The organism is Candidatus Nitrosocosmicus sp. T (genome assembly GCF_054408485.1).
Window position 1 is genome coordinate 2,341,541 of sequence record NZ_CP166992.1, and the last position, 20,916, is coordinate 2,362,456.

Here is a 20,916-nt window from a genome sequence, read left to right on the forward strand (position 1 = left end):
ACTATATTTCTGGACTTAATTTTGATTCATCAAATAATTTAGCCCTGCTCCATTCGTAATTAAAGAAGTCTTCGCACCACTCATGAAATGAGGCATCTTTGCTATAAAACATGATATTAAGATCAGGTTCCCCCTTTAGCGTAGGAAAGGATATGCAAGATTCTTTTTCATTAAATATTGTCACCATGTTTGTTTTATCCATCATTCGACGTTCCACGATGCCTTTAGATACAAGATTTTTCCATCCAAGTTTTTTTAATAGTTCATTTCTTCCTTTGGGAATCACGACATCAGCCGGGAAGATATAACAGAATTTGACATTATTATTTACTCTTTCAGCAATAGTTTCTATTAGATCGATTGGAACTTGAGAGATGACTTCCTTGATATAGTCTTGAGAGTTATGATAGACTGCCTTCCAACGTTGAAGAACAGCCATTACACCCACGACCACCTCACAATTATTCAGAGAACCAATTCTTTGAATGAATTTTAATGGTAAGTTACTAAGTGTATGTTCCTGGAAATAGTCTTTGTGTTTAAATGGAAAGTTAAAGTTTGGAATAAGAGAAACAATAATCTCCCCGTACGGAGTTAATAATAATTCGCCTTCTCCTGTTTTTTTTACGAGTTTTGAATCAATTAATCTGTTTATATTACGATGTGATTCCTGCATTGTGGCATTCAAATCTGTTGCCAATTGTGATAAGCGATAGGATTTTATTGATAATTTCATAAGCATATATATTCGCAGGTCCCCTGCAAGTTCAAAGAAAACTGATTGAAAGTCATCGTCGGCCTGGCTGAGCATACGTTAAATTGAGAGAACTGGGATTTAAACTTGATAATTTATTTGAAATAAACCTACAGGGATAGAAAACAAAACGTTTTAATTGGTTTTGGTAATGATAAAATTTGAAGTGCCCGGGTAGTATAGAAATGCATTATTAGCATTGTAAAATCCGGTCCAGTATGGGGGACTGTCACTCCCTTGACCCGGGTTCGAATCCCGGCCCGGGCGCTTATATGGTTTTCGTCTTCTCTTCTAGAGTCATCCTCATTATTAGTAGTAAGGTTCTTAATAATAGGACGTTTGTGATAAGTCATCTTAATTTAATAATTTTCTTGGCATTGTAAAGAAAAAATCTTGAATTCAAGTGCCATCAATCGTCAAGTAATATATAACAATAGTATCTAAAAGTAGGACACTTGAGGAACTTTTGTTAACGGTATCACATGTTTTTTATTACTTATTAAATTAATAATTTTGTAGATAATAGTTAAAAAATACTGAACATCCGCAGATAAGGTATTTACAAATAACAGAATATTGACCAAAATAATTGTAGTTAATTCTTTCAGTTATTGGATATGATTTTAGGACGGAATAGAAGGATTCTTTTTGTTTTTCTTGACATCCCAGCCATACATTGATACAGCCCATCCAACAATAACTAACATAACAGATACGACTTCTGCATCCACCATCGGATTTCGGAATTCTGTAACATTGGGAGGAGATTGTATATTATATTCCGTATTTGGAATTGCCTCTCTAATTACGATAGGGCCGGTAATTGATATTCCTATAACTCCAATCACTACCATGATTAAACCAGCTACCAATATTGGTTTATAACTGACCATGCAAAGAACTACATTTTTTCCTATATAAATATAACTCGTTTTCAATGGAATTAGGTAAGTAGTTTGGCAGGACCATCGGCAGCACTGAATATTTAACTAACAATGATCCATCAACAAGAATATCGAAACTATGAGATTCGTTAGTTAATTGCTCTTTGTCTCTATCAACAATCTAATAACTATATTTTGATTATATTAATAAGGTGGACTGGATTACTTCATGTCTAACCTATACTTTGTTCAAAATACCATTCTGATTGGAATATCAATAGCTTGTATGATGATATCTTTTAAAATACCTTACATAGGAGGCAGGGTCAGTTGGTAAAAAAGTATCAAGTTTTGAATCAAAGCAGTCAAATTCTATCCTACCGAGTCATAAAATCACTAAATGCAATGCATTAAACTTCTTCAAAATCTGGTTTATTTACCAATTCAAGAACCGTCACTATTATCCTTTAATGTAAAGGAAATACAAAAAAGCCCATAGTTATTCTATTACGGCATTTTCCCATTTTTGTTAACATGTAATCGTTATATATAGATGGCAACGTCAAAATCGTAAAAAATACTACGGCATCAGAAATTGTTAACCATCAAATTAACGTATAAGATGAATTTTTTTTGGTATTATAATTTTGCTTTTAAGATTATGTTAACTCAATGCTTAATTTATCTGGATGTGTAAATAGGTGATACATTTTCCAATACATTTTTAGTTTGGTTTTTCTTAAGGAACACACTTATCAACTATTTTCAAAGTTTATTTATTGTCCTTACGATATTATATCGATGGATAGAAATGATGAGAAAAATGAAGAATCAGCGGATAGTGATAAATTAAAAAAAGATATGCTCAAACCTATAACGAAGGCAAAATCTGAACTAGACGAGGAACTTAAAGAGTTAGAGGTTGAAAATTCGGGTGGAGGAAAAGATGGTGGAGGAGGTTAGGAAAATCGATCTATTTTTCATTCATGTGAACTCATCCTCCAATAATTATCGTGGTGTAAACTGCTCGTAGTCAGCTTGAATACTAATTCTTAAATCCTTTTTAAACTTGTAAACCTAATAACCGATAGTAATACATGTTTATTAATTAAGATGATAATTACGGTTCATACTTGATTTTCCATCATATGAGAACAAAATCGTTATCCTAAAAAGTGGTTGATCGTCAACTTTATAGATCATATCTAAATCCTATTTTATGAACAATTCTGTAAACTAGAACAACAATATGAATTGATTAGTTTTTGATTTGTTTGTGTGTTTGTTTGTTCACAAGATCAATTGCCAACTCATTTAATTTGGATAACTTAAATGGTTTAATCAATAATTTAATGTTTTTAGCGACAAATTTTTTCTCATTATTAAAGGCTTGTTTAACTGAATCATACGCTGAAATGATTAGAATAGATGCGAATGGATATTTTCCAAAAATCTCATTTGCGGCTTCAAGTCCGTTTTTGCCATCCGGAAGTTTGTAATCCAAAATAACAAGATCTGGCTTAAACTCTTCGTAGTCGTCCATCACATTTGAAGCTGTGGTATTTGAAACAGAAATATGATATCCCTTGTTTATTAGAAAATCTTTATAAAGATTTAATAAATCCTGCTCATCCTCAATGATCATAATCTTTATCACTTCTGTAAAATATCAACTGCAACATACATTAATAAATCATCATGTTTTACTTTTTTGAGATTTATCCTGACTGCAGGTTTGTTCTATATAGTTAAAATCCAAACCAAACGATTTACTTATTTTATTAAACCCAAGCCTTAAATTGTCATAATTCTGTTATGAACTAATAAAATCAAATGTTTACCCATAATTTTTTAATAACACACTACTTAGAATAACTCATAAAATTATGAATACATCATCAACTATTGAATATAAAAGGCATCCTTCCAAAAATGCGGAACCAGAAAGCACCTAGAAGGTATTTTAGTAATTTTTTACAATTTCTTTTTATTTTGAATATTTGGAAGCGTCTTCCTCAGATACGTTAAAACGTAAATTATGTCCATCGAAATTAGAAACTGATATTTTAGGTATCATAAATCTAGTTTTGTCAACCATACCTCTTTCTGTAATAACATAGTCTTCACTAATTTCTTGGACCTCTCCTAAATCATAATCATTAATTCCTCTTGCTTCCTTTTTAATTACATCTGACCAGTTAATATTAAGATTATCTGACATAAAGTATCATATAAAACAAGTTTTAAATAGATCATAGAGCTGGTTTAACATTTTTCTATTTGTTCATAAAAAGATTAATCGATTGTAGATTGATACACACAGTGTATCATACGCCACTAGGCCAAATTTACTAAAAATAGGTTCATTTCATGATAGAAACACTCTTAATAATGTCAAATTTTCTGATCTATTTTTTGAATATCGGAAAAAAGATTATTAAATGACAATTATTTTCCTTTTAGAATTCCATGTATTGATGAATTTCAATGAATTTTTATTATACTTTTTATTTCATTATCAAATCTACCTTCAACTTCGTCAGAATTTTCTTCACTTCTTGATCCAATAAAATGTTGATTTATTATTCTTCTTCAGAATACTACTGAAGGAAAGAAAGGTTTTCAAAAACTAGTCGATAGACGATTTCGATGATTACTCACTATTGCTTCTCATATAATTCCGAAGAGTAATTTCAGCAATAATGCGGATATGATAAAATTTTACAATAATCTGATTCACCTTCCATAGCAAAATTCTACTGGTGCAAGAATCTTAATTATTAGATTTACCATTGCCAAAAATTGACCTTGTCCCACCCTCTGGAAGGTAATTTGGACTCATAGGCACGGAGTCGATATTCAGCAATAAATATAATAACTATCAGCTTCAATAATAGTTTGGTTGAATACAGAAAAAGAAAGCGATGTTCCTACACCTACTGCCGTGGAATATGTTCTTTTAGAGGAGGTTACAAATGAATTATGGGAAGTAGACTATGAAAACGGGATTGCACTAAATGTTACAGAAATAATAAAACCAGAACTGGCAGGAAATATGATAAGGTTTTCGGGCAAGATTGAAGATTTTCTTTCAAATGAAAGAGGCCTTAAGAAACTCCACTTTCATGAATCCGTCAACTTTCCTATGCGGGTCCATTTTGAAACTTTACAATAATCAATGATTGCTTAAATTATTGCATTGCATTAATAATTATATAGTGTATAAGATATTTGAATTAAAGGTCATTACCTTGACAACTCATTTAAAGATATTTATAGGACTAGAAAAAGAATTCTTGAAAATTATCATATTGTAAAAAAATAAAACAGATTATTGTCCGAATGGGGCTTGTAATTCCGCTCCACCATATGTACCTGCTGCATTAGGATCGACATCATCAACTGGTTCTTCAGTTATTATAAACTCGGTATAGGTATAGGGATTCACCATATTATCTGAAACTTTCAAGCTATTTCCATCTAGTGCCCCAAGACTTAATTTATAGTTGGATCCATCTGCGTCAACCAACCATGCTTCAAATACTTTGTCTTGTTTTGGTACAGCAGTCATGTTTATTGATGTATCAAGTGTCTTATTGTTAGCTTCAATAGAGAGTGTCCCTATCTTTTCTGTACCAAATCCAGGCCCTGGATCTTTCGCTTTATTTATATCCATAGTTACGGGTTCAGCATTTATTGAGTTATAACTAATTGTCATAGAAAGAATAGTGGCCACTACTAGTCCAAATAGAGAAATCTTAGGTTTAGACATTACAATAATAATAACTAATACAAAGTATAAATAGTTCACACATAGAGGGACTCACCTATGTATACCCAAAGAAGATAAAAAGGATTCCTTACATTAAAATCCATTTAAATAGTAAATAACGTTACCCTACTAAGTACCTAAAAACGATTATGGTAAGAATAGATATAATATGCTGGTGGAAGGTGTCTAAATATCTTTTACCGTTTCCTACGGATTTTCTTCATTGTATTCAGTTAAGACCCCTATTAGGATCTTTATTTTTTCCTATGGATTTAGCGCTAGTAGCCTTATTTTATCCCCTGTTTTATCAGTTTTCTTTGACATTATCTTTTATGTTGAGAGTTTCTTCCGACATCACATATACTGTTTTACAATATTTTTATCTATATATAAAACGGTTGCTTAGTCATACTTAGACGAAAACTACAGAAATATTTATTGTGGTAAACTTAGCTTTATTTTTACAGAGTAATCAGTAGTATTAATTTCAGCATCTATCCCCAAAGTCTGTTTGAGTAATGATTTGAAAAATCCTGACAGGAACTTGGAACCCTTTCCTTCCAATCTATGTCTAATTACAATAATTTTGTGCTGATCTATATTCAATTCATCATAAGTTCCCATGTACCCATATGTACATACTATTTTTTCAATATATTCCAAGACACCATTAGGCGTGATATCCTTTTTCCAGAAGAGTATAGTATCATTAGGAATGTCTTTTCCCATTTCAAGACCAAAGTTATAAGCATTATCATCATTCAAACGACATAATAAAGATCTGAAAACTTCACGATTTACAATAAGCATGTCTAATTTTGATTGAAATCTCGTAAATTCAGCATATTGTTTAAGGACAGAGTTAATCATAGCGTTTACAGAAATACCCATTCGCTCCGCCTCTGAATTAAGAATTTCAGAAAGGGCTTTATCAATACGAAAGGACCTGACGGTTGACGATGAGATACCCATGATAATATATACTTCTCATAACTTAAAAGTGTAACTATTTGTAACCAATTGTAACCGAATGGAGACAAAAGGGTTATTGTATACATAGCCGCCTTATATCTTGCGATATATCATCATTCGATGTATAATAATTTAATAGTTCGAAACATTGAACAGTTTTCCACCGTACACCAACACGCTATTATATACGACTATGAGAAAGGTGAAAAGCTATGTAAATCATGTGGCATGATTGTCCAAGACAAGATATATGATGCCGAATTAGATACTGATTTTTATAGGGGTAGAAGCAATAGTAACACCGTTTTGCCTCATTCTATTATTCTTAATGATAAAGGAATGTCAACAGCAATTGCAGATTATGACACCTCTACCTCCAGAAGATTTTCAAATAGGAAAGAACATAACAAGATAGAGTTCCTAAATAAAATCGTTAGTTGCTCAAACCAAAAGAGAAATTTGAAGATAGTTATAGACCTTTTGAATCGTATCAAAGATAAACTATCATTGAACTCATTCTGCATAGAAGAGGCACTGTCCTACTACAAGAAGGCATTAGAAAAGGGATTAATCAAAGGAAGGTCGATAAAGGAAATGATAGTCTCTTGTGTATATTTAGTATGTAAGAAGATCAATATTCCAAGAACATTGTCAGAGATTGCACAAATAGTAGAGGCTGATGAAATCTTTGCCGCCAGATGTTATCGTCTATTAATGAGAGAGCTGAAAATTACCCATGTACAATTCAAACCAGCTATTTTTATAAGGAAGATAGCAGATGAGGCAGAAATTAGTGAGAGAACGGCAAGAGAATCTATAGATATGCTTTTAGCTATACAAAATGAGAATATATTTTCAGGTAAGAATTCCCTATCAATTGCAGCAGCCATTCTTTACATAACATGTAGAAAACACAAACAAAAAATATCGCAGGCAAGAATCGCATCGGCAGCTAATATTAACATAATGACTCTAAGAAAAAGACTTTCAGAGGTCAGAAATGTAATCGTAAATGCATCATTTCTTAATTAGATCTTCTTATTCTTCTTATTGTGATATAACCTTATTTTTATTCTAATAATTACAGCAAATAGATTCATAACAGAATTTTGACTTTTGATATAGTTGTTTAATCTTTCCCAGACCAGAAATTTACTAATCCACTATAGTTATTATCATCATTTTTTTTGTAAATGACTAGTATGAACACTAACAAATGATTCGTTTAAATAATTTTTAAGATATTCATATTAAAGATTGACATTAAAGGAGGACGCAATTAATTTACACCGGTTGCTTAGGGGAAAAATAGAGATCTCTAGTAGAATATCTTCAGATAATATTTTTGAGAATTCAAAAGAAGAGGGTAGAGGAACTTTAAGCTCGATTTATACTCCGGGCGTAGCATATGTTTCAACAGAAATCAAAATGAATAAAGAATTGGCATATGATTATACCTCAAAATGGAACAATATAGCAATAGTGTGTGATGGAACAAGAGTTCTAGGACTCGGCGATATTGGTCCAGAAGCAGCATTACCCGTAATGGAGGGAAAAGCAGTCTTATTTAAAACTCTTGGCAATGTAAATGCATTTCCACTTTGTATATCCATAAAAGATAAAGAAGAAATAATTAAGTTTATCAAAGCTATTGAACCTTCATTTGGTGCCATAAATATAGAGGACATTGAATCTCCCAAAGTCTTAGAAATAGTTGAACGCCTTCAAAAGGAAATGTCAATCCCAATTTTTCATGACGATAGACATGGTACAGCAGTCATCACTCTTGCAGCTTTAATAAATGCATTACGAATAGTAAGAAAGAACTCCAATAATGTTAAAGTCGTGATCGCAGGTGCAGGGTCTGCAGGATATGGTATCTTTAAGATTCTATATAGAGCAGGCTTTAACGATATAACAGTAATAGATAAGAAAGGAGCCATTTACGAAGGAAGAGATAACAACAATAGTAACGGAAAATTAGGAGGTATTAAATCAACCAAACAAAATAATCCCAAACAGGAGAGTATTAGCTTAAATTCCTTTAAGAAAGAAATAGCTTTAAACACGAATCTAAACAAAATATCTGGTAATTTAGAAACAGTAATCAAAGGAGCAGATATCTTTATTGGAACATCTGGTATTGGCAATCTCATGAATTCACGAATGGTGACATCGATGAAGAGAGACCCAATAATATTTGCTTTAAGCAATCCAACACCAGAAATTTTGCCTAATGAAGCAAAGAGGGTAGGGGCCAGAATTGTAGCCACGGGTAGATTAGATTTTCCAAATCAAATCAATAACGCAGTAGTTTTCCCATCAATATTTAGAGCACTATTAGACTTAAGAATAAGAAATCTTGATGAAGACATATTGATTTCCATATCCAAATCTATAGCAGACCTAGTTGATCTAAAGCATTTAAACGAAGAATTCATTATTCCAAAAATAAACGATCCGAGAATACTGCCGGTAGTAACAAAATCTTTAAAGGAATATATTTTGAACCAAAATCTTAGTTGATTTTAATATATTCCAAAAGCAGGATTAATATATACGATCCGAACAGAGGTTTCAGAATCAATAGAAGTATGATATATCCAGAAATATATTACAACAATAATCGTTGTTGAGGCAATGGTTAGCACTAGTCGTAGTAATTAGCACTATGTTAATATTTAGGTAATAGTACAAAAGAATATGGTCTTCATAAGAGTGAAAAAGGTAAAAGGCTTTGATTACTATTATCTAGTTAAAAGCCAATGGGATTCAAAAAGAAAAATATCTATACAGCATACTATAAAATATTTGGGAAAAGCTTCTGATATAACAATTGACAGTATCCCTTTAGAATACAAAAATAATCCAAGAATCCTATCCCTATTAGCATCAGTTACTCAAGAACATGAAAAAAAGGTGGTTGTAACAGCAGAATTGAAAAAAAAAGTTTTTGACGCATTAAAGGATGGTGAAATCGAAAAGATAGCGAATGTTGCAGGAAAATTCAAGGAACAGGCAAGCTTGGCTGATTTTTATGACGAAATTCTTAAACCTGTACTGTATGATGTTGGGCTTCTCTGGCAAGAAAGGAAATTAGACATTGGAATGGAACATGTCTGCAGCAATATGGCAAACAAGACAATTCACAAAATCACAAGTTCAATCAAGCCTAGTGACAGAATGGAGAGCATTATAATATGTACTCCTGATGGAGAGCTTCATAATATAGCATGTAATATCATCGAGTCCGTACTATGTGAAAAAGGGTTTCACGTTAATAACGTATCACCATCAATTCCCACTGATTCATTGATTAACTATATAGGGGAAACCAAACCATCTATGATACTTATTTCAGTTACTCTTCGAGATAACATAAGTTCCGCAATAAGGCTCATAAAAAAGATCAGTACAATATACCCTATTCCTATTTTAATTGGAGGAATAGCCATAAATTATTGCAGCGATACTGAAAGAAAAAATATTGAATCTGCTAGTTCTAACATTCGAATAATTGCAAACTCCCCATTAAGTGCTATCGTAAAGACTATTAAAGGCGTATCCAAGGATAATGGTACAAGAAATAGCAAGAATTTTGAACAAGAGTTGATAGTTTAATTAAAAAATCCCATCACCAAGACATACGATGGACAATCGAAAGAAAGGCAAGTCAAATGACTCCAAAATTATCTAATAAACATTTCTTTAATCAGGGATCAATGAATATGTTATCAAATTTATAATTCATCAAAAGTTCTTAATTATATAATGAATTGGTATAGTAATGTATGGACATGTCGGTGCTTTTTCCTAGTAATCGCAATTAATATTTAACAACTATAAACAAATAAAATATTAGAAATTGTCACCAAAATTTTTCATATTGGAGTCTACCCTGTCTTGAGGATTATTAGTCCCTGTAAGTTTATGTTCACTCTTATGAACTCTAGCGTCCATTTCTTTTTCATGTTCTTCACGTACATGATGCAATCTATCCTTTTCGTGAATGAATTCCTTCCCACATTTATGACATTTTAAGATCAACTTATGATGAACTGTTCTATAATGATTGATCAAATCCTCCTCAGAGGAGAACTTTTCTCCATCAACTTCGCAAGAATATTTTTTATGAAAGAAATCCACACAACTACTAGGCATTAGATATTATTAAATTCTTTTATTACGTAATTTGTATTAGCATAACCACAATAAGGAAAAACTATTATCCGTGATATTTTAATCTCAGAAATTGAATCGTTTTAATAATAATAGATTTGACAAATTCATAAAAAAGAGTTTTAAGAGTATTTGCGGAAAGTAAAACAAGAATCCTATCAGAATAAGAATTTACAATATTTTAGATATTACTAGAAAGGATAAAGGATCAGCTTATCAGATTCATTATCCAATCATACACAGGAATACTAGCAACAGCTATGAAAGACATCCTTGAGTTTACAGAAAGATTAGTATTTAATTCCTTACCAGAAGTATCGAAAATTAACCCTCCTGCTTCTTTAGCTATAAGGTAACAAGCGGCCATATCTATTGCCCGTATCTTGTCTCGGATATCGATGTAGGCATTTATAGAACCACGTGCGAAATAGCACAATTCTAATGCATTTGCACCGAGGTGTCTAACGTGACTAATTGACGAAATCAATTTTGAAATAGATATAAAATGGCGTTCCGATAATCCAGAAATATTTAAGCCAATTACCATTTCCTTTATAGAAAGAGATGGATCATTTGAAGTTTTTATTTTTTTTTCATTCATAAATGAGCCTTTGGACAGGGACGCATAATATAAATCCTCAGAAACTAGATTAAATACCACAGCATCAGTAACGGACTTTAAATTGGTATCTGGAGAATAAGCAAGCGAACAACAGTAAAATGGTAAACCGCAATTTGCATTGGTTGTACCATCAACTCCATCCATAACAACTAGTCCAGTATCTTTGCCCTCTATGAAACCGCATTCCTCTCCCACAACATTAGGATTAAAAGAATTCTTCTTTAAAACTTCAAAAACAGATTTTTCGGCAAGTAGGTCAATTTTAGTAGACACATCACCACCTGCACCAATTCCAAACTTTTCTTGTCCCTCAACGGTTCCTATCAAATCATGAGTATTTCTATAAACATTAATTGCACATTCTTTTAATATATCTAAGATCGGCATATTGAATCACATTAATCTTATTTTAACAAGCAAATAAAAACTATGAAATCAAGATTTAGAGTATTCAACGGATCTAAAAGTTATATACAAGAATATAAGTTCAATCAAAGTATGTTTTATATAGTATTTAATCTCATAAATGTAAAAAATATTCTTACCATCAATAACTAACATACTATGCATCTAATGAGAATAAAATAGTAAATTTCAGCTTTCCTGGGAAATCATGATGCAAGAATGTTAAAAGATGTATATTCGACGGCCAAGCGTCAAGTTCAGTAGTCATGTCTGAAAACTATACGGATTAGAACCTAATAATAAATAATAAAAACTCCAATCTCTTAGATACTGTATAAATGTCCAGAGAGCTGAATAAATTACAAAATGATTCCACTACAAAGACGACAAATGAGGAGCTTTTAGGCGTCGTCATCGGCGTAACTAAACCAGGATACATTACTTTTGAAGGTAAGGAGCCTGTTGGATTAGGTGAATACATCACAATAACCGATAGTTTTCAAAAGAGGATTCTAGGTGTGGTGGAATCATGTTTCATTAAGAGCGATGCACTAGATGAAATTTCCAACTTTGAAGAAGCTCTAGAGAGCAAGATAGTAGCTGAAATAAACAAAAGAGATAAGAGCTTTAAAGTTAATGTAAAAATTCTCGGTATGCTAGATTTATTAAAAAAATCAAAAGCCATCTTACCTGAGATACCACCATTACCGGGAACCGAAGTACGTAGGGCAAAAAAGGACGATTTAAAGGATATTTTTGATTCCGAGGAAGAATCATGGCTAAAGATAGGTACTCTTTTAAGAAATACAAATGTGAATGTCAGAGTCAATATAAATAGACTTACAACTAGGCACCTAGGAATTTTGGCAATGACAGGTATGGGAAAAAGTAATCTAGTCAGTGTTATCGCAAAATCGATAGCTAATATTCCCGGCACGATGGTGATCTTTGACTATCACGACGAATATCGCTTTCTGCAGGGAGAGAACATTAATTTTGTTCAGGCTCAGATAAACCCAAGATTATTAACATCTGATAAGTTTGGAGAAGTCATAGAAATAAGAGAAAACGCAGACATTCAAAACACAATATTACTAAAGGCCTACGATAATGACGATCTGAAGAAGAAGATAGGTGATGACTTTTGGGAGGAATTAGAGAAAAATGTGAGAGATATAGGTTTTAGGGAAAAGAGATTTGCTAGTTCTGCAGACAGAGTATTAGACAAGATCAAAGAAGCAAGGAGAAGATTTGATAGTATTTTGATTCCAAATGCATCAGATCCTGTTTCTCAAATCAGAGAAGGTTGTATAAATATAATAAATCTGATAGAATTTACAGAGAAACAAGCTAATGTAGCGATATCGTTTTACCTCGAATCAATCTTATATCAAAGGAAGCTCTCAAAGAGCCAGAGCTTTAAATCAAATTTTGAAAACACTGACCAAATATTATTTCATAGTCCCGTCATTGTGGTAATTGAAGAAGCCCATGTATTCATGCCAAAAAATGAGAATACTGATACAAAGTATATTGCCTCCAAGGTCGCAAGAGAGGGAAGAAAATTTGGAGTAGGATTAATAATTGTATCCCAACGACCACGAACTTTGGATCCAAATGTACTAAGTCAAATGGGTTCCCTGGCAATAATGAAATTGGTTCAACAAGAAGATCAATCACAAATTGAATCCTCTAGCGAATCAATAAACGGTAAGATTATTGAACAATTACCATCTCTTAACCCCGGAGAAGCGTTGTTGGTAGGGCAATGGGTAAATTTACCTTCGTTTGTAAGAATAGACGAAATAGTAGAAAGAACAATGGGTAAGGATCCAGAACCAGTAAACGAATGGAAAAACATCAAAGTCAAAAAAGAAATGTCAATTGAGGACAGTCGGATGTATATAAGAGAGGATTACATAGAAGAAGAATACATAGAATAAGATGATAAAGAGTTAAATACATAAATTTGTAAAGTTCTTTCCCCTATCTATAATAATGAACATTGCCATGATTACCAAAACTAGGAAAAGGATAATTTTAAAACTGTATGATGAAAATCTAAAAAATCTGACTAACGAGATTTTTGAGGATGTATATACATTGAATTTCTTTTTACAAACCATACCGAAAACTTTTGACCAAGTTAAGACTCTTCTGATTTTTAATGATTTGGAAAAAACAAACATCATTTTAGACCGATCCGATAAAGAGGCTGATTTAGAAGATTATGATCACAATATAAAGCTTATACTGGCCAAGGATGAGAATTCCTATTATATAGAAGAATAGACATTTTTTTCTCGACAAAGGATAAAGAAAAAAATGACAATGCCAAAGTTGACTACTTCTATGTTTCAGGATTATTAAATCTAAAACATTTTCTAGCTATAGAAACCTTGCTTATAGAGTGACATATCGGGCATTCAGCCCAGTTTTTTCCACCAGAGTATCGCCAATAATAATTGCACTTTTGGTATGTACACTGAATCCAAAATGTCTTTTTTGGACCCTTCAACCAGTTTTCTTGCAATGGTTTACGAGTTCTTCGTGCCTCTCTAGGCAAACGAGATAATTTCATGGTGATTACGACATTTACTATATTTGTTCATGATCTATTAATCTTTTCGATACATGCACTTACTGAACGCCCATTTTGCGGATATAAAGGAAGTATATAAAAGCCCAGCAAATTTTTAGACAATACTTACACTGGAACCCTTCTCAGTCATCTTAAATTTATACACTTGTTCAACCTCAGAATTTTCAAATATCTCTTCATCATGGGTAATAATTATCATTTGGGACAACGGACTCATCCCTTTGCTAAAGGCATCAGAAATAATTTTTACAAATGATCGACGTCTTTCCTCATCCAAATTGGTCGTAGGCTCATCTAATACTATAAAATCAATTTTTGATGATCCCATCAAGAATGCAATTCCCATCCTAATAGCCAATGATACAGCGACCTTCTCGCCTCCGCTCAATGATATAGTGTCAATTTCTCCTCGCTTCCCATAGCAAAGCACCTTAATTTCTCTCGGTTTTTCAACTAATGTAATTCTTGACAATCCAACGTTGAAAATATTGATGTATTCTGAGGCTTTAGTAGAAATCAAGGTTAGTGCCCGTGTTCTTAAACTTGAACTCACAACACCATCTCTGTTAAAAACCATCGAGCGAATATTTTCAAGATCGGAAATAAATTTGGAGGCAGACGATAACTCTGAAATCAAAGAGCGAAATTCTGAATTTTCTCTTTGAATGTCTACGACTGTTTTTTCCAATATAGCTTTTTGATTGTGAATATTAACCATTTCTGATAAAAGATTGTTTTTGGCTAATTTTTTCTGTTGATAAGAGTCTAAATCAATCTCGAGAACTTCATTTCTCATATTTTGAATAATATCGATCAAGTTTGAAGAATAATCATCTAATCTGTATTTGGATAAGTCGATATTCACTAAAGTATCACTTTTGAGTTTTGATATATCTTGGTAATCTTTTTTCAGATTCTCTAGTTTATGCTCTAAGATATCGGTACTGTCACCGATATCAAAATCATAATTTAATAGAGTCCGCTCTGCAGATATTATATTTTTCTCCTTCCTTTTAAGTTCGATCTCCTCCTTGTTTAGTTTTGAAATTTCAGAGAGAAGAATTTGTTTCTCTTTGATCTTCTTATTGAGTTCGAAAGTGATATGAGAAATATCAAACATTTGATTGAGTGAAATGATTTCAGAGTTGCAAACTGGACACTTGCCATCTTTAATTTGGATTTTTTGTGCACATTCGGTAAATCCTTCCAGCTTACCTATCTCCCCCTCTACTTTGATAATTTTATTGTTTAGCTCATCTAATTCAGCATTGACCATCTGAATAGTGATAAAGACTTCATCTTTGTCTCGTAAAAAGATAACAGCATTTTTTAAGTCCGCAATCATTCTTTGTAATTTATCAATTTCGGTTTTCAATGAATTTGATCGTTCTATAAAATATTTTAACAAAGTATTTTCTAAGGATCTAAGTTCAGAAAGTTTAGCTATTTTTGGTTCAAGGATTTCAATTTGTTTTTCTAATTCATTAAATGTTTCTGTTTTTTGGGATAAATGCACAATGACTGTACCTAATGTTTGTTTTGATTGCGAAAGTCTAGATTCATTATCTGTAGTTTTCTTAATGAGAATATTTATTTGATTATCGTCATAACCCTGTGTTTTTTCCCTTAGTATTTTTCTAAATTCTTCTATGACAATATGCATATTACTAAAAGATTTATCTAATCTATCTAATCCAATCATGTTATTTAGTAATTCTTTAAATTCCTTGGGCTGGGAATCTATTATTTTACTAATTTCACCTTGCTGAATGATACCTGCTATTTGTAATTTAGTGTAGTTAATCCCCATAATAGACTCCGTTTCACGAATTACTGATTCACCAAGTTGCTTTCGTTCACCAGAAATGATTGGTCGGTAGACTGATTTGTCATTTTGATCCGTTCCAGATCCATTGGTGCTACTGTTATTTTTGAATATCTGTTCTAATTTAGCCGAAGTCAGTCGTCCTTGACTATCTATTTGTCTTCTGATCCGATAATTTGTAGGTCCTATAGAGAACTCTAAAATTACAAATGATCCTGTTTCATTATTAACATATCCACCCATCCCTCTTGTTAACAAATTTTTATCGGATTTACGGGTGTGCTCATCGAATAGTGCAAAAGTTATAGAATCAATAATACTGGATTTACCAGAACCATTATGTCCTACGAAAACAGTAATTCCAGGATGAAAATCCAGCGAAGTATCAGTGTGTGATAAAAAGTTATTCAAAATTATCCTCTTTATCATTTCGAATCACCTTTCCCGTTTATTTTTGAATTATCCAAATTTTGATAACCTGATTTATTATTTTCAAAAAACTTCCAAAGATAATTTGCAATTTGATTATTTTTATCTCTATCAATATTCTTGTTATCGTGGGAGTTATCGTCACCATGAAACATATTGATTAGGTCCAATGAAAGATGACTCAAGGGTTCAGAACGGAGAGATTTTAAAATCAATGAAGACAGTTCTTTATCCATATCAAACTCTCTGGCATTATCATAAGAAAAGCCACCAGTGGGATCTTCACCTAGAATATTCCAATTATAATATAGAAATGAAGTATCTAATTGTAATAATTGTCTAGACAGTATTTTAGGATCTATATCGGCACCACTTATTTTCAAATTAATAACAGGTTTCTTTGAATATTGAGCAGATTCTTGTATGATATTTCTTAATTTACCAGCCAAATCTGGATATTCTATTTGATATTCAAACTGATGTCGTCTCTTTTCTAGCTTTATCCAATGAGTATTGATGTTTGTAGAAGCTTCTGAAAGATCCACTATGAGAAATCCCTTCTCTACGTTTGAAATTGCTTCATTATGTCCTAGATCAACTGAACCCGGATATGCTACCAAGCCTTCGTTTAAAGTAGGAAATCTCTTTTCAATATGGTCATGATAGTGACCCATAGCATAGTAATCAAATCCGATTGGCAAATCAGTAGAAAAAATTTCACCTGCAAATTTATTAAAATCATATAGACCTTGATGAAGAACAAGTATCTTTTTTAACGAATGATTTTGAATATTTTGTTTTTGAACATCATTTTTCAGGATAGACTCTAATTTTCTAAATGGTCTGATCATACCGTTATCAATATTAGAACGACGTTCCTTATTGAATCCATAGATTAATATATTTTCAATTTGGACCGGAGAATCAGGTTTGAGCCTTTTTGCCAATCCCAAATTGTGAAATAGATACGGCAGAGGTACATCATTAGATCTACTTATATCGTGCTCACCTAATACAAAAAATACAGGTACTGATTTTTCTTTTAGTTTTTTTAATTCCCTGGCGAGTTTAATAATGGCTGCACCATTTGGTTTAGGATTATGAAATATATCTCCAGCTAAAATTATAGCTTTTACATGCTCGTTAATGGATTTTTCAATGGCTTCTCCAAAAACTTCGTATAAATCCTCTTCTCGCTCCTGGAGATTGAACTGAGCATAGCCCAAATGGATATCTGAAATATGAGATACAAGCAATTCTAATTCACATAATCAATGCCATATTTTACTTATTAATTGATATTATCATGAAAAGCTGCATTTTAGCCGCCACCTGTCGCACCGCCTAATGTCCCCCATTGAACTTCTTGATAATTGTCAATTAACTCATTTAATAAATCATTAATATCCTTATCTTGTTGTTTTGAGGAAATATACTCGCTTAGCAATGATTGAAGCCTTTTATAAGTAATGTCATCAATTTGCAGATTTCTCATTTCTACTCAGACTATCTTGAGGATTAATTATAGATATAGATTTGCACGTACATTCAAAGAAAGATTTAACAGTGATATGAATTACCTTATAAATTATAAAGAATGTCGATTAATAATTCTACAGAAATTTTCTCTAACACAGTGGGTAGAAAGTTTCTCTTAAATATACTAAGATTTGATAACGGTTATTTTATTTCAATATCAGAGAATGAATCAAAGCTTGGATCTATTTCGGTGTCGTTAAGTGTGACAAACAAATCAAATACTGCCAGAGTAATCCAAGACAAGAATGATCAGTTATTCATAGACACTCTTTCTACTAGGATCTCCCTGATGAAAAATGGTATCTGCATAATATCAATGTTCACAAAAAATAAATTACATTTAGATGACATGAAAATAATTAATGAAAAGATCCTTTCAGATATAGAGGAGAAATAAATGGTAAAAATAGAAAACAACAGGGATCACACAAGAATTTTTAAAAAGAGCCATAGGAAATCTGATTTAAAGTCCAAGCAAAAGATTGGTGAAAATAGTACTAGAAAGGAGAATTCAGAAATTAATCAAGATTATGATTTAAGAAGCTTTTTATCAAATCTAGAGAGAAGAGGCGAATTAATAACTATACATAAAAAAGTAAAAAAGAAGTTTGAACTTGCAGCAATAATAAGTAAATTTGATAAGAAAGAGGCGGTAATGTTTACAAACATTGACGAATCTAAATTCAAAGTTGTTTCAAACATCTTGGGTACTAGGGAACGTTTTTTTTATGGAATCGAATCGTCATCTCCAAATAGTAACGTCGATTTGTCTAACTTAGGAAGTATAGGATCAGACTATTATCCAAAAGAATTTTCTAATGGCGCACCATTTTATAATAATAATACTAAAAATCTTTATGATCTTCCAATCATAAGTCATTTTGAAAAAGATGCAGGTCCATTTATAACTTCCTCTACAGTGTACGTAAAGGACCAGGAGAATGGAAATCAAAATTCTTCGGTTCATAGGATGTTACTACTTAATAACAGTCAAATGGTAATAAGAATGGTAGAGGGTAGGCATCTTCATAAATGCTTCGTTTATGCCAAAGAGCATAAAGAAGATTTGAAAATTAATATAGTAGTCGGAATGCATCCGGCCCTGAATATTGCAGCAGCATATCAAGCATCATATGGAATCGATGAAATTACAATTGCGAATTATCTCTTAAATGGTAACTTAAAGCTAGCAAAGAATAATTATTCTGATTTAATGATACCAAAACACAGCGAAATAGTAATAGAAGGTAAAATACTTCATGACGATGTAGCCGAAGAATGGATGGTCGAGATGCTAAGGACATATGACTTTAAACGAAAGCAGCCAGTATTTGAAATTAATAAAATTTGGTATAGAGATAATCCCATATATTATGATATTTTGCCCGGATACACGGAACATAGGTTATTAATGGGATTGCCGATCGAAGCCAAAATTTTTAGTTACGTCAAGAATACCGTTCCTTCTACTACGATGGTACATTTGTCCGATGGAGGAAGTAGCTGGTTAACTGCAGTGGTACAAATCAAGAAGAGACTAGAGGGTGAGCCAAAAAATGCAATCCTAACGGCATTTGCAGCACATCCATCTCTTAAAACAGCAATTATCGTTGACGAAGATATTAATCCCTTGAATCCTGTAGAAGTAGAATATGCCGTTTCTACTAGAACCCAGGCCGATAAAGATTTTTTAATAATAACAAATGCAAAGGGTTCTAGTCTAGATCCCTCTAGTGATCAAACCAATCTATTAACCACGAAATTAGGGATAGATGCTACAATTTCTCTCCTCAAGGATAAAGAAAGATTTGAGATTGCAAAAATACCTGGTTCAGATAATATCGATATCAAAAAGTACGTCTAAAAGGAAAAAGATAGCAAAAGTAAATCATCAAGTTCTAAAGATGTGTGTTAGTAGACAGGATTCTTTGGACAGGAACTAAGTCAAAAAGATTAGAAATACTCTAGAATAGTCAGAATAAATAAAAAAATAAGAAGCAACTATAAAGGATAAAAAGATTTTAAAAAATTGACATCATAAGAACAGAGAGAAGGACACCGTACAGTAAATGCCCAATCATGCTTGTGATGGCTGGACCAAGTCCTAAGGGATGTTTAAATGGATCTATCCCAGTTATTGGCTTGTGAATCGGTAGCAGTGTAAGAACCCATAAAACTAAGCCATAAAGAATACCTACGAAAAATACCATAGTACTTAAAAAGGGAACTAAATTCAATAATAAATAAAAACCAATCCCCCCCAATCCACCATTTACAAAATGAAGAAAAAAAATACCAGGAAAATTAATCTGCGTTCTATCAGTTTTAAAAAATTTGCTATACAACACCTGATTTTCATGCCATTCAAGTACTCCCTCTAGACCCCACTTTCTCCAAAAGGGAAATTCGAATAAAGACATCATCAGTGTAGAAAATAATCCTCCCAATATACTTAAAAACACAGAATAATAATCCACCATGCAATTATACCCGGGTTTTATGCAATATAACATATTATATTGATTACAAATTAATTAGCTTTAGATAGAAAATAAAATAGACATGCAAGCACCGTTCATTGTTATTTTGGATAAGTATGTACCATCTAAACAATATATTTGAAAATTGCAATGGCAAATTTGGACCACGAGATAGTTTTTTTTGAAAAGTTTTGTTATAAAATGCAGAGCTGCGGATAGAAACATACACCCATATAATAATAATCTAGCAAAAAACAAACCGGAGAAATGTATTATCTCATTAAAGTCAACTGTATCAATAGTAAGTACACGCTTTGTTTGATAACGAGTCTTTGGATATATCAATAATCACAGTATTTACAACAGAAATACTCAGAATCAGAATTTTAATACTCTTATAGTCTTTTAAAAACAATCAATTGTAGTGTCTTGTGGACATCCTACAGACTAGAC

21 protein-coding genes and 1 tRNA gene are annotated in these 20,916 nt (G+C 32.2%); 10 read left to right on the forward strand and 12 right to left on the reverse strand.

What is annotated here, in order from left to right; all coding sequences use genetic code 11:
• Position 1: 1 nt before the first annotated feature.
• Positions 2 to 811 (reverse strand): helix-turn-helix transcriptional regulator, encoded by an 810-nt coding sequence (locus AB0A59_RS11905; RefSeq protein WP_458744056.1) that lies wholly within the window; start codon positions 809 to 811, stop codon positions 2 to 4.
• A 111-nt stretch (positions 812 to 922) separates the two neighbouring features.
• On the opposite strand from AB0A59_RS11905, the gene AB0A59_RS11910 reads away from it, so the two are divergent.
• Positions 923 to 1,021: transfer RNA gene (locus AB0A59_RS11910), tRNA-Asp, on the forward strand.
• A gap of 356 nt (positions 1,022 to 1,377) precedes the next feature.
• Here the strand turns inward: AB0A59_RS11910 and AB0A59_RS11915 are convergent.
• Complete coding sequence (locus AB0A59_RS11915; protein ID WP_458744058.1) at positions 1,378 to 1,647, reverse strand: hypothetical protein; 270 nt, start codon at positions 1,645 to 1,647, stop codon at positions 1,378 to 1,380.
• 792 nt (positions 1,648 to 2,439) lie between these two features.
• Here AB0A59_RS11915 and AB0A59_RS11920 point away from each other — a divergent pair.
• Positions 2,440 to 2,601, forward strand: a complete 162-nt coding sequence (locus AB0A59_RS11920) for a hypothetical protein (protein ID WP_458744060.1) — start codon at positions 2,440 to 2,442, stop codon at positions 2,599 to 2,601.
• A gap of 295 nt (positions 2,602 to 2,896) precedes the next feature.
• Here AB0A59_RS11920 and AB0A59_RS11925 read toward each other — a convergent pair whose 3' ends face one another.
• Entirely contained in the window at positions 2,897 to 3,283 is a 387-nt protein-coding gene (locus tag AB0A59_RS11925) for a response regulator (protein ID WP_458744062.1), read from the reverse strand.
• A 342-nt stretch (positions 3,284 to 3,625) separates the two neighbouring features.
• Positions 3,626 to 3,859, reverse strand: coding sequence for a hypothetical protein (locus tag AB0A59_RS11930; protein ID WP_458744064.1), 234 nt, complete (start codon positions 3,857 to 3,859; stop codon positions 3,626 to 3,628).
• Between the two features lie 681 nt (positions 3,860 to 4,540).
• Here AB0A59_RS11930 and AB0A59_RS11935 point away from each other — a divergent pair.
• Complete coding sequence (locus AB0A59_RS11935) at positions 4,541 to 4,813, forward strand: hypothetical protein (RefSeq protein WP_458744066.1); 273 nt, start codon at positions 4,541 to 4,543, stop codon at positions 4,811 to 4,813.
• Positions 4,814 to 4,969: 156 nt separating this feature from the next.
• Here the strand turns inward: AB0A59_RS11935 and AB0A59_RS11940 are convergent, their stop codons facing one another.
• Both AB0A59_RS11940 and AB0A59_RS11945 read right to left on the reverse strand, forming a co-directional pair.
• On the reverse strand, positions 4,970 to 5,410 hold the full coding sequence (locus tag AB0A59_RS11940) for an anti-sigma factor (RefSeq protein WP_458744068.1): 441 nt from the start codon (positions 5,408 to 5,410) through the stop codon (positions 4,970 to 4,972).
• Between the two features lie 435 nt (positions 5,411 to 5,845).
• A complete protein-coding gene (locus AB0A59_RS11945; protein ID WP_458744070.1) occupies positions 5,846 to 6,382 on the reverse strand; it encodes a hypothetical protein in 537 nt (178 codons plus the stop codon).
• Positions 6,383 to 6,502: 120 nt separating this feature from the next.
• Between AB0A59_RS11945 and AB0A59_RS11950 the strand changes: the two genes are divergently transcribed.
• From AB0A59_RS11950 to AB0A59_RS11960, 3 genes are all read left to right on the forward strand, one after another.
• Positions 6,503 to 7,414 (forward strand): transcription initiation factor IIB, encoded by a 912-nt coding sequence (locus AB0A59_RS11950; protein WP_458744071.1) that lies wholly within the window; start codon positions 6,503 to 6,505, stop codon positions 7,412 to 7,414.
• Between the two features lie 225 nt (positions 7,415 to 7,639).
• Positions 7,640 to 8,908: an NAD(P)-dependent malic enzyme gene (locus AB0A59_RS11955; protein ID WP_458744073.1), complete on the forward strand. Its 1,269-nt coding sequence runs from the start codon at positions 7,640 to 7,642 to the stop codon at positions 8,906 to 8,908.
• A gap of 177 nt (positions 8,909 to 9,085) precedes the next feature.
• A complete protein-coding gene (locus AB0A59_RS11960; protein WP_458744075.1) occupies positions 9,086 to 10,003 on the forward strand; it encodes a cobalamin B12-binding domain-containing protein in 918 nt (305 codons plus the stop codon).
• 237 nt (positions 10,004 to 10,240) lie between these two features.
• Here the strand turns inward: AB0A59_RS11960 and AB0A59_RS11965 are convergent, their stop codons facing one another.
• Both AB0A59_RS11965 and AB0A59_RS11970 read right to left on the reverse strand, forming a co-directional pair.
• The gene (locus AB0A59_RS11965) at positions 10,241 to 10,528 is read right to left on the reverse strand and encodes a hypothetical protein (protein WP_458744077.1); all 288 of its coding nucleotides are present in this window, start codon (positions 10,526 to 10,528) and stop codon (positions 10,241 to 10,243) included.
• A 241-nt stretch (positions 10,529 to 10,769) separates the two neighbouring features.
• Positions 10,770 to 11,570 carry an inositol monophosphatase family protein gene (locus tag AB0A59_RS11970; protein ID WP_458744079.1) on the reverse strand — a complete coding sequence of 267 codons (801 nt, stop codon included), beginning with the start codon at positions 11,568 to 11,570 and terminating at the stop codon, positions 10,770 to 10,772.
• A 356-nt stretch (positions 11,571 to 11,926) separates the two neighbouring features.
• On the opposite strand from AB0A59_RS11970, the gene AB0A59_RS11975 reads away from it, so the two are divergent.
• A complete protein-coding gene (locus tag AB0A59_RS11975; protein ID WP_458744081.1) occupies positions 11,927 to 13,531 on the forward strand; it encodes an ATP-binding protein in 1,605 nt (534 codons plus the stop codon).
• 67 nt (positions 13,532 to 13,598) lie between these two features.
• Positions 13,599 to 13,880 carry a hypothetical protein gene (locus AB0A59_RS11980; protein WP_458744083.1) on the forward strand — a complete coding sequence of 94 codons (282 nt, stop codon included), beginning with the start codon at positions 13,599 to 13,601 and terminating at the stop codon, positions 13,878 to 13,880.
• Positions 13,881 to 14,284: 404 nt separating this feature from the next.
• On the opposite strand, the gene AB0A59_RS11985 is transcribed toward AB0A59_RS11980, so the two are convergent.
• From AB0A59_RS11985 to AB0A59_RS11995, 3 genes are all read right to left on the reverse strand, one after another.
• Complete coding sequence (locus AB0A59_RS11985) at positions 14,285 to 16,426, reverse strand: AAA family ATPase (protein WP_458744085.1); 2,142 nt, start codon at positions 16,424 to 16,426, stop codon at positions 14,285 to 14,287.
• 14 nt (positions 16,427 to 16,440) lie between these two features.
• Entirely contained in the window at positions 16,441 to 17,700 is a 1,260-nt protein-coding gene (locus AB0A59_RS11990; protein ID WP_458744087.1) for a metallophosphoesterase family protein, read from the reverse strand.
• A gap of 65 nt (positions 17,701 to 17,765) precedes the next feature.
• Positions 17,766 to 17,939 (reverse strand): hypothetical protein, encoded by a 174-nt coding sequence (locus AB0A59_RS11995; RefSeq protein ID WP_458744089.1) that lies wholly within the window; start codon positions 17,937 to 17,939, stop codon positions 17,766 to 17,768.
• Positions 17,940 to 18,041: 102 nt separating this feature from the next.
• Here AB0A59_RS11995 and AB0A59_RS12000 point away from each other — a divergent pair, with 102 nt between their 5' ends.
• Positions 18,042 to 18,380, forward strand: coding sequence for a hypothetical protein (locus tag AB0A59_RS12000; protein ID WP_458744091.1), 339 nt, complete (start codon positions 18,042 to 18,044; stop codon positions 18,378 to 18,380).
• Positions 18,381 to 19,847 carry a UbiD family decarboxylase gene (locus AB0A59_RS12005; RefSeq protein ID WP_458744092.1) on the forward strand — a complete coding sequence of 489 codons (1,467 nt, stop codon included), beginning with the start codon at positions 18,381 to 18,383 and terminating at the stop codon, positions 19,845 to 19,847.
• Positions 19,848 to 20,004: 157 nt separating this feature from the next.
• On the opposite strand, the gene AB0A59_RS12010 is transcribed toward AB0A59_RS12005, so the two are convergent.
• Entirely contained in the window at positions 20,005 to 20,445 is a 441-nt protein-coding gene (locus tag AB0A59_RS12010) for a hypothetical protein (protein WP_458744094.1), read from the reverse strand.
• Positions 20,446 to 20,916: the final 471 nt, after the last annotated feature.